Consider the following 13,640-nt stretch of genomic DNA (forward strand, 5'->3'; position numbering starts at 1 on the left):
GCCCCTCCTGGGCTCATTCTTCGCAGACTTCTTCCGTATCGACGCGGGCGCCCTGATCGGCGGGCTGGCGGTCGAGCGTGAGGTATTCGTTGATGACATCGCCGTACTGGCGATACCACACCAGTTGCTCGCCGCGCCGGACGAAGTAACCGGCGTCGTCGGTGTAAGCAGGGCAACGCGCGTATCCGCCGCGCTGCTCGGTCGTGGTGCACGCATCCACTTCCAACTTGCCGTCCTTGCGCACGCCGCGAAAGGAGCCGTCCGAACCCCAGATGTCGGTGCCGTCGCTCCAAGTACCGGTGTAGCGTTCGCCGTCGCGCTGCAGCGTGATGCCGACGTAGTGCCCCTTGTAACAGCGCGTGCTGAAACTCCAGTCGCCCGCGAAAGGATCGGCTTCCTGCGTTGCCGCGGCCGTCGGCCTCGCGGCTTGCGCCGAACAGGCGCCGCCGGACAAGGTCAGCAAGGCCAGACCCAGCATCGTCCAGGCCTGGCGCCGGACGGATCGTTCGAACATTCCGCTCTCCTTGTGGATGTACCGCTCAGCGTGGGCCGCAAGCGCCCCGTCCTTCAACCGCAGGATAGCGCCGCCCATCGCGGACGGGCCAGGCGTGCCGCCGTGCTTGCGGCGAACCGAAGCGCGTATGCGCGAATGCGGTTCGTGGGAAGCGGCCGACCGGCCGCGGCAGGCGAATGCGTCGGATCGCCGCGTGCGGCACCGCGCTCGGGTGGCGAGCTTGAACGCAGCCGCGCTGCGTTCCCGGGATCGACGAAATCGAGCCCGACTGCATTGCCGGCGTCGGCGCGGAAAACAAAAAACCCCTGATTTCTCAGGGGTTTTTCTTTAATAATGGTGCCCAGGAGAGGACTCGAACCTCCACGGTTTTACCCGCTAGTACCTGAAACTAGTGCGTCTACCAATTCCGCCACCTGGGCCTGCCGCGACGCTGTGGGGCGCTGCGGGAGGCGTATGTTGCGGTGCGGTGAGGCCGCTGTCAACGGTTTTGTCACAACGCCGGTTCAACGCCGAATTCGGCAAGGCCGGACCGCCCCCGCGGCGCGCAGGAATCGGGGCGGCGCCCGCCATAGCCGCCGACCGCGCGCAATGCCGGCGCACGCACGCGGGCGCAGATCGCGGCTCCGGCGCCGTACCGCGCCGGGTAGAATCGCGAGGTCACGCCTTAGCGAGTTGATTGCGTTCCATGACTGATTCCGTACGACCGGTGTTCCACGGCTTCGAACAGATCCCGCTGCGCGAGTACGCCGAGCGCGCCTACCTCGACTACTCGATGTACGTGGTGCTGGACCGCGCCCTGCCCTTCCTCGGCGACGGCCTCAAGCCGGTGCAGCGCCGCATCATCTACTCGATGAGCGAGCTCGGCCTCAACGCCGGCGCCAAACCCAAGAAGTCCGCCCGCACCGTCGGCGACGTGATCGGCAAGTACCACCCGCACGGCGACAGCGCCTGCTATGAGGCCATGGTCCTCATGGCGCAGCCGTTCTCGTACCGCTACCCGCTGGTCGAGGGCCAGGGCAACTTCGGCTCCAGCGACGATCCCAAGTCGTTCGCGGCCATGCGCTACACCGAGTCCAAGCTGACCCCGATCGCCGAAGTGCTGCTGGGCGAGCTCGGCCACGGCACGGTCGATTGGGTGCCCAATTTCGACGGCACCCTGGAAGAGCCGACCTGGATGCCGGCGCGCCTGCCGCACCTGCTGCTCAACGGCACCACCGGCATCGCCGTGGGCATGGCCACCGACGTGCCGCCGCACAACCTCAACGAAGTCGTCAGCGCCTGCGTGCGCCTGCTCGACGATCCGGACGCGACCACGCGCGATCTGTGCGAGCACGTGCTGGGCCCGGACTATCCGACCACGGCCGAGATTATCACCCCGCGCGCCGACCTGATCGCGATGTACGAAACCGGCCTGGGCAGCGTGCGTGCGCGCGCCACCTGGGTGAAGGAAGCGCAGAACTTCGTGATCACCGCGCTGCCCTACCAGGCATCGCCGGGCAAGATCATCGAGCAGATCGCCCAGCAGATGCGCGCCAAGAAGCTGCCCTGGCTGGAAGACCTGCGCGACGAATCCGATCACGCCAACCCGACCCGCATCGTGCTGGTGCCGCGCTCCAACCGCGTCGACGCCGAACAGCTGATGGGCCATCTGTTCGCGACCACCGATCTGGAAAAGAGCTACCGCGTCAACGTCAACGTGATCGGCCTGGACGGCCGTCCGCAGGTCAAGGGCCTGAAGGCGCTGCTGAGCGAGTGGCTGACCTTCCGCACCGACACGGTGACCCGTCGCCTGACCCATCGTCTGGAAAAGGTCGAGCGCCGCCTGCACCTGTTGGAAGGTTTGCTGGTCGCGTTCCTCAACCTGGACGAGGTGATCCGCATCATCCGCACCGAGGACGACCCGCGCGCGGTGCTGATGGCGCGCTTCGGCCTCAGCGAGGAACAGACCGACTACATCCTGGAAACCAAGCTGCGCCAGCTCGCACGCCTGGAGGAAATGAAGATCCGCGGCGAGCAGGCCGAACTGACCAAGGAGCGCGAGACGCTGATCGCCACCCTGGGCAGCAAGGCCAAGCTCAAGAAGCTGGTCAAGGACGAGCTGCTGGCCGACGCCAAGAAGTTCGGCGACGCCCGCCGCTCGCCGCTGGTCGCGCGCGACGCCGCGCAGGCCTTGTCGGAAACCGAGCTGGTCGCCAGCGAACCGATGACCGTGGTGCTCAGCGAAAAGGGCTGGGTGCGCGCGGCCAAGGGCCACGACATCGACGCCTCGACCCTGAGCTATCGCGAAGGCGACGGCCTGCTCGGCGCGGTCAAGAGCCGCAGCACGCAGCAGGTCGCGTTCCTGGATTCGACCGGACGCGCCTACTCCACCGTGGTGCACGGCCTGCCCTCGGCGCGCGGCAACGGCGAACCGCTGACCGGCCGCTTCTCGCCCGCGCCCGGCGCCTCGTTCCAGGCCCTGGCCAGCGGCGACAACGACAGCCGCTTCGTGCTGGCGTCCAGCCACGGCTACGGTTTCGTGACCCGCTTCGAAAACCTCACCGGCCGCAACAAGGCCGGCAAGGCGATGCTGTCGCTGACGCCGAACGCCAAGGTGCTGCAGCCGGCGGCGGTCGGCGCGGTCGAACAGGACCGCGTGGTCGCGGTGACCAACGTCGGCCACCTGCTCGCGTTCCCGGTGTCGGAACTGCCCGAGCTGGACAAGGGCAAAGGCAACAAGATCATCGACATCCCCAAGGCCAAGCTCGGCACCGAGCGCGTGGTCGCGGTGGCGGTGGTCGCGCCGGGCACCACGCTCAGCGTGCGCTCCGGCGCGCGCACCATGAGCCTGTCGTGGAAGGATCTGGACGCCTACGTCGGCGCGCGCGCGACCCGCGGCGGGCTGCTGCCGCGCGGCTGGCAGAAGGTCGAAGGCTTGGCGGTCGAGTAAGCGCGCGATGGAAGCCGAATTCTGGCGACAACGCTGGCAAGACAACCAGATCGGCTTCCATCAGGACCGGCCCTCGCCGCTGTTGCTCAAGCACTGGCCGTCACTGGCTCTGGCGGTGGACAGCCGCGTGTTCGTGCCCCTGGCCGGCAAGACCCTGGACATGCTGTGGTTCGCGGCTCAGGGCCATCGCGTACTCGGCGTCGAGCTGTCGCGGATCGCGGTCGAGGACTTCTTCGCCGAGCACGGCCTGCGGCCGGAGATCGCCGAGTCGCGCTACGGCCTGCACTACCGCGCCGGCGCGATCGAACTGATCTGCGGCGACGCCTTCGCGCTGGACGCCGAGTTACTGGCCGACTGCGCGGCGGTGTTCGACCGCGCCGCCCTGATCGCGCTGCCGCCGCCGCTGCGGCGGCGCTACGCGGGCGAACTCTATCCGCGCCTGCCGCAAGGCTGCCGCGGCCTGCTGATCACGCTGGAATACCCGCAGCACGAGAAGCAAGGCCCGCCGTTCTGCGTGGGCGAGCAGGAAGTGCGCGCGCTCTACGCGCGCGATTGGGGCGTGAACACGCTGGAACGCCGCGACATCCTGGCCCAGCAACCCAGCTTCGTCGCCGAAGGCGTGAGCGCGCTGGAAACGATCGTGTACGCGTTAGAGCGACGCTGATACCACGCATCGAACCGCGCCGCGCAACCCGCGATGGCGGCACAGTCCCCGTTGCGGCTGCGATGCGACGAAACACGGAATACGCCGACGAATGCGGGTGACGGCTTCATGGAGAAGCCGCACACTGGCTGCGACGGCCGCACCTGCCGTCGCAGCCACCGGCGGCGGTCGCCGACGCGACCGCGTCGGCCGCGCGCAACCGGCGTATCCAACCCAAGAACGCAAGGATCTGCGTCCATGAAGCACTCGAACCATCGCGTCGCCCTGTTGGCGGCGGCTCTGCTGTGCCTGCCCTCGATCGCCGCGGCCTCGCCGCCGCCGGACGCCACCGCGCGCATCCCGATCTGCGGCAGCGGCTACTTCGTCGAAATGTCGCTGGACTTCGGCAACACCGGCACCACCGCCACGGTGGTCGCCAAGGCCAAGGTGGTCAGCACCCCCTTCAGTCCGTTCCCGCCGGCGCCGCCGTACTACGCGGTCTACGCCGCCGCCTCGCATCGTCCGGACGCGGCCTCGGCCTGGACCACCAACGATCAGAACCTGGAAGGCTACGGCTCGTATCCGTCCTCGCCGGCCAGCGCGACCAAGATGGCCTTCCGCTCCGCGACCTGCGAGCTGGCCGGCAACGCCGTGGTCAGCGTGCATTGCCCCGGCGGCAACTGGGAGTACAAGACGCTGGAACGCACCTGGGTAGGCTGCGGGCTGTAAGCGGCCGGCCGCCGACGTCGCGGCAAGACGCCGGCGTCGCAAGTTCGCCACAACGGGCGCCGCCATCGCGGCGCCCGTTTCGCATCGGCGCGGCGAATCAAGCCCCGAGCGCCGCCGACAGCCCCTGCGCGATCGTTTCGGGACTGGTGCGCAACACGCTGGGATTGACCTGCATCGCGAACTCGCCGGTCTGCGGATGCGGGCGCGACAACAGCAAGCCCTGCGCGCGTGCGCGGTCGCGAAACGCCGCCGCATCGCCCGTCACCGCCATGAAGTAGCGGCTGGTGCCCGCCGGCAGCTTGCGCAACTTGAAACGGCGGTCGCGCCCGAGCAAGGCGATAAGGCGGTCGGTCGCCTGCCAGGCACGCGCGTAGTCGGCCTCGTAACCGTCCACGAACTGCGCCGCCACCGCGACCGCCGGCCAGGCCTGCGGCAGCGAACCGCCGAACATGCGCCGCGTGTGGTACAGGCCGTCGATGAAGTCCTTGTCGCCGGCGAGGATGGCGCCGGACGCGCCGTTGAAGTGTTTCCACAGCGAGACGAACACGGTGTCGAACAGCGACGCGTAGTCCTGCAGGCTGCGCCCGGAGTGGTAGGGCAGATTGAACAGGCGCGCGCCGTCCAGGTGCAGGCGGATGCCGGCGCCGCGTGCGTAGCGGCTCAGGCGCACCAGTTCGTCGTAGTCGGCCATCTCGTGATCGCGGCGGCGCACCGGCGACTCGACCGAGATCGCGCCGACCTTGATCGGCACGCGTCCGCCCGCCGAACGATCGACCCAGGCGGCGGCCTCATCGACGGTGAACATGGTCCGCCCTTCCGCCAGCGGCACCAGGTTCAGTCCGCTGAGAATGTCGCCGCAGTCGCCGCTGTCGTTGTAGAAGTGGCTTTCGGCCTGCACCAGCACGCGCCGGTCGGCGCCGGCCAGCTTGCGCAGGGCCAGGTGATTGGCAAGGGTGCCGGTGGGCACGAACATCGCCGCCGCCTTGCCTAGCTTCTGAGCGAAGCGGCTTTCCAACTCGGCGATGAGGCCGCCGTTGGAGTAGTTGTCCGCCGCGATGCCCGTGCCCGTCGAGCTCATGCGCTCCAACAGCACCGCGTACTCGCGCGAACTCAGGCCCAGCCCGTCGTCGTAGAAGTTGACGGCCTTGAACAAGGCCTCGTCGGCGTTTGCCCCGGCGACGGCCGCCGTTGGCGCCTGGGCCAGCGCGGGCGCGACCGCCATCGCTCCGCTCACGGCGAGAAATCGGCGTCTGTCCATGCGCGCAACCGGGCCTGATGGGGCATCGATCATAACCGAGCGCTGCACCCATACCGCGCACCGGCCCGGCGCGCATGCCGCGCCCGCAACCGGGCGTCGCCGACGATGACGCGACGCGGTTGCGAAGCGCACGCCGATGCATGCGGCGACGGTGTCGCGCCACACGCGAACGCTAAACTCGCACGCGGCGCGGACCCTGAAGTCCGCGTCGCCACGGCCGGCGACGGCCTCCGGCATAGGAATGCCGGATCGAGAAGATCGCTGTCGCCGACTCTTCCACTCAAGCTAAGGATCAGCCCCATGAAGAATCACCGCACCGCCCTTTCCGTCGCGCTGGCGACGGCCGCGCTGTTCGCGCTGCCCCTGGTCGTCAACGCCACGCCACCGCCGGACGCGAATACCGGCGTGCTGGTCTGCGGCGGCGCCTACTACGTCGATCTCAACCTGGACTTCGGCGAAGGCGGCTCGGACGTCAGCGTCGTCGCCACGGCCGATCTGTCGCCGACCGGCTTCGGTCCGGCGCCGCCCGATCCTCCGCGCTGGTACTCGGCCTACGTGGTCGCCGCGCACCGCGACACCGCTCATCCGGCCTGGGACAGCCACAGCGATACCACCAGCGGCAACGGCGGCTTTCCGTCCCAGCCGGCCTACGCCAGCTACCGGATGTGGATCGACGCCGGTTGCGAGCTCAAGGGCACCGCCACGGTCAATGTCGGCTGCCCCGGCGGCAGCAGCGAGAGCAAGACCCTGACCCGCACCTGGGTCGGCTGCGGGTTCTAACGGCGCGGCGGCTAACGAGACGGGCGCCGCGTTCGCGGCGCCCGTTTACCTGAGGCGACAGACTTAGGCCAACGCCGCCTGGTGCACGCCCGCGACCGCGCGCCCGGAAGGGTCGGCGGCGTTGGCGAACGCCGCGTCCCAGGCGATGGCCGCCGGCGACGAACAGGCGATGGACTTGCCGCCCGGCACGGTCTCGGCGCAGGCGGTGCCGGGGAAATGGCGTTCGAAGATCGAGCGGTAGTAATAGGCCTCCTTGGTCTGCGGCGGGTTGATCGGGAAACGTCCGGGCGCCGCGGCCAGGTCGCGGTCGCTGACCTGGGCTTCGGCGTGCGCCTTGAGGCCGTCGATCCAGCCGTAGCCGACGCCGTCGCTGAACTGCTCCTTCTGCCGCCACAGGATGGAATCGGGCAGATAGCCCTCAAAGGCCTCGCGCAGCACCGCCTTCTCGATGCGGCCGTTACCCGCCATCTTGGCCTGCGCGTCCATGCGCATCGCCACGTCCAGGAACTCCACGTCCAGGAACGGCACGCGCGGCTCCACGCCCCAGGCCATCATCGACTTGTTGGCGCGCAGGCAGTCGTAGCTGTGCAGCGCGTCGAGCTTGCGCACCAGCTCCTCGTGGAACTCGCGCGCGTTGGGCGCCTTGTGGAAGTACAGATAGCCGCCGAAGATCTCGTCGCTGCCCTCGCCCGACAGCACCATCTTCACCCCCATCGCCTTGATCCGCCGCGCCAGCAGGAACATCGGCGTGGACGCGCGGATGGTGGTGACGTCGTAGGTCTCGATGTGCTGGATCACATCGGGCAACACGTCCAGGCCTTCCTCGAAGGTGTAGGTGAAGCCGTGATGCACGGTGCCCAGCGCCTGCGCGGCGATTTCGGCCGCGGCCAGGTCGGGCGAACCCTCCAGGCCGATCGCGAACGAATGCAGGCGCGGCCACCAGGCCTCGGCCTGGTCGTCCTCCTCGATGCGGCGGCGCGCGAACCGCGCCGCGCAGGCCGCCACCAGCGACGAGTCCAACCCGCCCGACAGCAGCACGCCGTAGGGCACGTCGCTCATCATCTGCCGGTGCACCGCGCGCTCGAAGGCGTTGCGCAGCTCCTCCTTGCTGACCTCGACGCCGCGCGTGGCCTCGTAATCGCGCCAGGGACGCTGGTAGTACTTCACCGGCACGCCGACTTCGCTGTCGTAGTAGTGGCCGGGCGGGAACGCGGCGACGTCGTCGCACAGCCGCGCCAGCACCTTCATTTCCGAGGCCACCCACAAGCGGCCGTCGGCGTCGTGGCCCCAGTACAGCGGGCACACGCCCATCGGGTCGCGCGCGATCAGGTAACGGCCGCGCGCCGCGTCCCACAGGGCGAAGGCGAAAATGCCGTTGAGGCGGTTGAGCATCGCGCCCGGATCGCCGCCCTCGCGGTACAGGGCGTTGATGACCTCGCAGTCGGACTTGGTCTGGAAGGCGTAAGGCGCGCCCAGCTGCTGTTCGAGTTCGCGATGGTTGTAGATCTCGCCGTTGACCGCCAGCGCCAGTTCGCCGTCCTGCGAACGCAGCGGCTGCGAGCCGCCGGTGGGATCGACGATGGCCAACCGCTCGTGCACCAGCAACGCGCGCGGATCCACGCTTACCCCGGACCAGTCGGGGCCGCGATGGCGCTGGCGCGCCGACAGCGACAGGGCCAGCGGCCTGAGCGGTCTCAGGTCGGCGCCGGGGCGGAGGTCGAACAAGCCGAGGATCGAGCACATCGGGAAGTCTCCACGTGAGGGGGAACCGCTTTTCTTTGAATCCCCGGCCAGGGATGGCCGGGCTCTTGTTCAAGGACGAACGACTTAAAAACAAAAAGCCCGCGCTTTTCGGCGCGGGCTGCTTGAGCGATTGAGCGTGTGTTGCGCGCGCTAATCGCCGGCCCGCGGGAGGCTGGCGTTATTGCGATTGTTATTGTTCGCCGCGGCCACGACCGCGCGGCCGCGAAGGGCGGCGCTGCGGATCAGGACGGTGGCGAAGGGGCGGCTCATGGCTCGATCCTGCTTGAGGTCGGGACGGTTTGCAAGCGCCCCGGCCCGGCCGCCAGGGTCCGCCTGCCCGGCAGCCAACGCGGCCGCCTGGACCGACCGGCCAATCGGATAAGCTGCGCCACGGAGGGGACCTCATGGCACATTGGATCAAGCGCGGCCTGCTCGCGCTGTTGGTGGTGGCGTTGGTCGCGGCCGCGGGCGCCTGGTGGCTGTTGCGTGGCAGCCTGCCGCAGCTGGAGGGCGAACTGGCCCTGCGCGGCCTGTCGGCGCCGGCGACCGTGCAACGCGACGCGCACGGCGTGGTGACCATCGACGCCGCCAGCGAGGTCGATGCGATCCGGGCGCTGGGCTACGTCCACGCCCAGGAACGCTACTTCGAGATGGACCTGCTGCGGCGCACCGCCGCGGGCGAACTGTCGGCCCTGTTCGGCCCGATCGCGGTCGAGGTCGACCAGCGCCGGCGCATGCACCGCCTGCGCGCGCGCACCGAACAGCACCTGGGCAGTTTCGCCGTCGACCAGCGCGCGCTGTTGCAGGCGTACACCGACGGCGTCAACGCGGGCCTGGGCGATTTGCGCGCGCGGCCCTGGCCCTACCTGCTGCTGCGCACCGAACCCGAGCGCTGGCAATTGGCCGACTCGGCGCTGGTCGGCTATGCGATGTACTTCGACCTGCAGGACGCCGACAACACGCGCGAACGCGCCTTGTGGAAGCTGCGCCCGAACCTGCCGCCGGCGCTGTACGCCCTGCTCACCCACGACGGCAGCAGCTGGGACGCCCCGCTGTTCGGCAATGCGCGCGGCGACGCCGCGCTGCCGGACGCGGCCACGCTGGACCTGCGCGCCCTGCCCGCGCCCGACGCCGTGAAGCCGGTGGAGGTGCCGCGCCGCAACGAGGTCGGCAGCAACAACTTCGCCGTCGCCGGCAGCCGCACCGGCGACGGTCGCGCGATCGTCGCCGACGACATGCACCTGGGATTGCGCGCGCCCAACCTGTGGTTCCGCGCGCGCCTGCGCTACGCCGACGCGCGCGTGCCGGGCGGCCGCATCGACGCCAGCGGCTTCACCCTGCCCGGCCTGCCGGCGCTGGTGGTGGGCAGCAACGGCCACATCGCCTGGGGCTTCACCAACAGCTACGGCGACTGGCTGGACTGGGCGGTCGCACCCGGCTGCGCCGGCGAGGCGCCCAAAGCCTGCGCCGGCTTGCGCGTCTTCGAAGAAAAAATCGCGGTCAAGGGCGAGGCCGCGCGCGTGTTGCGCGTGCGCGAAACCGCCTGGGGCCCGCTGATGCACGACAACCCGGACGGCAGCGCGCTGGCGCTGCGCTGGTCCGCGCATCTGCCCGGCGGGCTCAACCTGGGCCTGGCCAAGCTGGTACGCGCGCAATCGCTGGACGAGGCGATGCGCTACGCGCAGGACGTCGCCTTGCCGGTGCAGAACCTGGTGGTCGGCGACAGCACCGGACGCATCGGCTGGCGCCTGCTTGGGCCGATCCCGCAGCGCGCGGCGGGCTGCAACGGCGCCGTGCCGCTGGCCGCCGATGCGGCTGCGAACTGCCCGCCCTGGAGCTTGCGCACCGATGCCGCACCGCAGCTGATCGATCCGCCGGGCGGGCGTCTGTGGACGGCGAACTCGCGCACGCTGGAGGGCGCGGAGCTCGCGCGCATCGGCGACGGCGGCCTGGTGCTGGGCGCACGCGCACAGCAGATCCGCGACGATCTGATGAGCAAGCAGCGCTTCGACGAACGCGACCTGCTGCGCGTGCAGCTCGACGATCGCGCGATCTTCCTCGCGCGTTGGTGGAAGCTGCTGCGCGAGGAAGCGGCGCGTGCCAAGGGCTCGCCGGCACTGGCCGAGCTGTCGGCCGCCTCCGCGCGCTGGGAAGGCCGCGCCACGCCGGAGTCGGTGAGCTACCGCGTGGTGCGTGCCTGGCGACTGGCCGTACACGACCGCCTGATCGACGGACTGACCGCGCCGGCGCGCGCGCGCCAGGGCCGCGACTTCGAGCTGCCGGAACTGCCGCAGTTCGAGGGCGTGGCCTGGCCGCTGGTCAGCCAGCGCCCGCCGCACCTGTTGCCGCGCCGCTACCCGTCGTGGGATGCCTTGCTCGAGGATGCGGCGCGCCAGGTCCGCGACGATCTGGCCCAACAAGGTCCGCTGGCGCAGCGCCGCTGGGGCGAGCGCAACACCGCCGCGATCTGCCATCCGCTGGCGCGGGCCCTGCCCGGGTTCGCCAAATCCGCGCTGTGCATGCCGGCCGACGAGCTGCCCGGCGACGTCGCCATGCCGCGCGTGCAGCGCCAGGATTTCGGCGCGTCCGAACGCATGGTGGTGGCGCCCGGACGCGAAGCGCAGGGCATCATCCAGATGCCGGGCGGCCAGAGCGGGCATCCGTTGTCGCCGTACTGGGGCGCGGGCCACGACGATTGGGTGCAGGGCCGGCCGTCGCCGTTCCTGCCGGGCGAGACCCAATATCGGATGACCTTGAAGCCGCAGTGAGCTGCGACGGCTACTCGCAGAAACGCGAAGAGCCATTCCTCCCCCGCCCGCCCGGCCAGCAGGCGCAGCCTGCCGACCTGACTTGCTTCCCCCTTTGAAAAAGGGGGATTGAGGGGGATTTGCTTTTTACCGCAGCGCCCCGCTCACCGCACCAGCAAGCGCTCGATCAAAGCCAGATACAGATCGGGCAACGCTTCCAGGTCGGCCACCGACACGTTCTCGTCGACCTTGTGGATGCTGGCGTTGACCGGCCCGATCTCGATGCACTGCGCGCCCAGCGGCGCGATGAAGCGCGCGTCGGAGGTGCCACCGCCGGTGCTTTCCTCCGGCGCCGATCCGGCGAAACGGGCCAACACCTCGCGCGCGGCCGCGCGCAGCGGACCCTCGGGCGTGTAGAACGGCTCGCCGCCGCGGAACCAGCGGATCTCGTACTCCAGTCCGTGCGCTTGCAGCACCTGCTCGCACTCGCGCTCCAGGCCTTCGGCGTTCCAGCTCGGGTTGTAGCGCAGGTTGAACAGCACCTGCAGCTCGCCGGGAATCACGTTGTTGGCGCCGGTGCCGGCATGCACGTTGCTGATCTGGAAGCTGGTAGGCGGAAAGGTCTCGTAGCCCTCGTCCCAACGCCGCGCGGCCAGCGCCGACAGCGCCGGCATCGCCTGGTGGATCGGATTGCGCGCCTTGTCCGGATACGCGACATGGCCCTGCACGCCGATCACGTTCAAGGTCGCCGACAAGGTGCCGCGCCGGCCCACGCGCAGCAGATCGCCGAGCTTGACCGTCGATGAGGGCTCGCCGGTCACGCACCAGTCGATGCGCTCGCCGCGCGCACGGAAGGTCTCGGCGACGCGGCGCACGCCGTCGATCGCGTCGCCCTCCTCGTCCGAGGTCAGCAGCAACGCGACGCGGCCGGCGTGCTGCGGATGCGCGGCGACGAAACGCTCCAGCGCGATCACGAACGCGGCCACGCTGCCTTTCATGTCGGCCGCGCCGCGGCCGTAGAGCACGCCGTCGCGGACCTGCGGCAGGTAGGGGTCGCTGGCCCAGGCGTCGACGGGACCGGACGGCACCACGTCGGTGTGGCCCAGCAGCACCAACGTCGGCTCGTCGCCACTGCCGTGCACGGCCCAAAGATTGTCGACCTCGCCGTAGCGCAGGTGCTCGCAGGCGAAACCGGCCTGGGTCAGGCGTTCGGCGATCAGGCGTTGGCAGCCCAGATCGTCGGGCGTGACCGAGGGACGCGCGATCAGATCGCAGGTCAGCGCGAGCACCGCGCTGGGTGCCGCATCGCCGGTCGGCGTGGCGCTCACGAGCCGATCCCGAAACGCTGCTTGAACCCGTTGTCGCTGAAGCCCTGGCTGACCGTGCCGTCGTCGGTGACCACCACCGGCCGGCGGATCAGCTGCGGGTATTCCTTGAGCAACAATTTCCATTCCGCATCCGAGGCCGGTTCCTTGCGGTTGGGCGGCAACGTGCGCCAGGTGGTCGAGGACTTGTTGATCATCGCCTCCCAGCCGCCGAGCTGGTCGCGCCAGCCGATCAGGGTTTCCGGCGCCTGCCGGTTATCGCGGTAATCGACGAAGCTATGGGCGACGCCGAAGCGGTCCAGCCACTTGCGGGCCTTCTTGCAGGTGTCGCAGTTGTTCAAGCCATAAAGCGTGGTCATTGCTGCTCCGTCGAATTGCGTTTGAGTGCCGCGATGCGGTCTTCCAGTTGCTTGATCTGCGCGGGCGGTCCGTACGGCATCCCGTCCAGGAAGGTGTCGCGCAGCAGAAAGACGATCTTATCCCCGAATTTCCCGGGAGCGGATAGCGTCAGCGTCAAGCGCACCAGGGTGCGCCAGCGGGTCGAACTGACGGCGACCACGTCGCGCAGCGCCACCGCGTCCTCGACGCCGCCGCTGCGGACCAGCAAGCGGTCGCCGTCGTCGTAGACCTCGTCCAGCACGTCGCGCATGTAGCGGTAGGTCACGATCACGCCAACCACGATGGCGACCGCGAAAATCCCTACCGTCTCGACAGGTACAGGGCGCTGGAGCAACGCGGCCACCAGTGCTGCGCAGAACGCGCCAAAGCCCAGGACCGGTATCGTGCGCTTGAAGTGGTAGGACATCGACGACGAGATGCGGCGCATGGTCGGATGTCTCCCGTTCTGCCGACGCCGTCATTCCCGCGAAAGCGGGAATCCAGTGACTTCAGCGTGGGGGCACATATGGCGATAGTCAGCGAAAGAGCTAGCGACAGCCGCCTCGTTGGAGTCCCGACCCATGCGGCGGATTC

At 69.3% G+C, this 13,640-nt stretch carries 11 protein-coding genes and 1 tRNA gene; 5 read left to right on the forward strand and 7 right to left on the reverse strand.

All coding sequences use genetic code 11. From position 1 onward, the window contains the following. Positions 1–13 precede the first annotated feature (13 nt). Positions 14–514, reverse strand: coding sequence for a hypothetical protein (locus LVB77_RS15045; protein ID WP_232906902.1), 501 nt, complete (start codon positions 512–514; stop codon positions 14–16). 334 nt (positions 515–848) lie between these two features. Beyond that, positions 849–933: transfer RNA gene (locus tag LVB77_RS15050), tRNA-Leu, on the reverse strand. 266 nt (positions 934–1,199) lie between these two features. Here LVB77_RS15050 and parC point away from each other — a divergent pair. The 3 genes from parC to LVB77_RS15065 all read left to right on the forward strand — a co-directional run bounded on the left by parC (position 1,200) and on the right by LVB77_RS15065 (position 4,815). Then, a complete protein-coding gene (gene parC, locus LVB77_RS15055) occupies positions 1,200–3,443 on the forward strand; it encodes a DNA topoisomerase IV subunit A (RefSeq protein WP_232906903.1) in 2,244 nt (747 codons plus the stop codon). Between the two features lie 7 nt (positions 3,444–3,450). After that, on the forward strand, positions 3,451–4,107 hold the full coding sequence (locus LVB77_RS15060; protein ID WP_232906904.1) for a thiopurine S-methyltransferase: 657 nt from the start codon (positions 3,451–3,453) through the stop codon (positions 4,105–4,107). Positions 4,108–4,344: 237 nt separating this feature from the next. Further along, the gene (locus LVB77_RS15065) at positions 4,345–4,815 is read left to right on the forward strand and encodes a hypothetical protein (protein WP_232906905.1); all 471 of its coding nucleotides are present in this window, start codon (positions 4,345–4,347) and stop codon (positions 4,813–4,815) included. A 97-nt stretch (positions 4,816–4,912) separates the two neighbouring features. On the opposite strand, the gene LVB77_RS15070 is transcribed toward LVB77_RS15065, so the two are convergent. After that, on the reverse strand, positions 4,913–6,073 hold the full coding sequence (locus tag LVB77_RS15070; protein WP_232906906.1) for a beta-eliminating lyase-related protein: 1,161 nt from the start codon (positions 6,071–6,073) through the stop codon (positions 4,913–4,915). 300 nt (positions 6,074–6,373) lie between these two features. On the opposite strand from LVB77_RS15070, the gene LVB77_RS15075 reads away from it, so the two are divergent. Then, positions 6,374–6,853, forward strand: a complete 480-nt coding sequence (locus LVB77_RS15075; protein WP_232906907.1) for a hypothetical protein — start codon at positions 6,374–6,376, stop codon at positions 6,851–6,853. 63 nt (positions 6,854–6,916) lie between these two features. On the opposite strand, the gene asnB is transcribed toward LVB77_RS15075, so the two are convergent. Further along, positions 6,917–8,596: an asparagine synthase B gene (gene asnB, locus LVB77_RS15080; protein WP_232906908.1), complete on the reverse strand. Its 1,680-nt coding sequence runs from the start codon at positions 8,594–8,596 to the stop codon at positions 6,917–6,919. Positions 8,597–9,000: 404 nt separating this feature from the next. Here asnB and LVB77_RS15085 point away from each other — a divergent pair, with 404 nt between their 5' ends. Then, on the forward strand, positions 9,001–11,364 hold the full coding sequence (locus LVB77_RS15085) for a penicillin acylase family protein (protein ID WP_232906909.1): 2,364 nt from the start codon (positions 9,001–9,003) through the stop codon (positions 11,362–11,364). A 143-nt stretch (positions 11,365–11,507) separates the two neighbouring features. On the opposite strand, the gene dapE is transcribed toward LVB77_RS15085, so the two are convergent. The 3 genes from dapE to LVB77_RS15100 are packed head-to-tail and all read right to left on the reverse strand — an operon-like array spanning position 11,508 to position 13,494. Further along, entirely contained in the window at positions 11,508–12,671 is a 1,164-nt protein-coding gene (gene dapE / locus LVB77_RS15090; RefSeq protein WP_232906910.1) for a succinyl-diaminopimelate desuccinylase, read from the reverse strand. Continuing rightward, the gene (locus LVB77_RS15095; protein WP_232906911.1) at positions 12,668–13,027 is read right to left on the reverse strand and encodes a Spx/MgsR family RNA polymerase-binding regulatory protein; all 360 of its coding nucleotides are present in this window, start codon (positions 13,025–13,027) and stop codon (positions 12,668–12,670) included. The genes dapE and LVB77_RS15095 overlap by 4 nt, the downstream gene beginning before the upstream one ends. Next, positions 13,024–13,494, reverse strand: coding sequence for a hypothetical protein (locus LVB77_RS15100; RefSeq protein ID WP_232906912.1), 471 nt, complete (start codon positions 13,492–13,494; stop codon positions 13,024–13,026). The genes LVB77_RS15095 and LVB77_RS15100 overlap by 4 nt, the downstream gene beginning before the upstream one ends. Positions 13,495–13,640 lie beyond the last annotated feature (146 nt).

Origin of the sequence: Lysobacter sp. 5GHs7-4, assembly GCF_021284765.1 — a bacterium.
Taxonomy (GTDB): domain Bacteria; phylum Pseudomonadota; class Gammaproteobacteria; order Xanthomonadales; family Xanthomonadaceae; genus Lysobacter.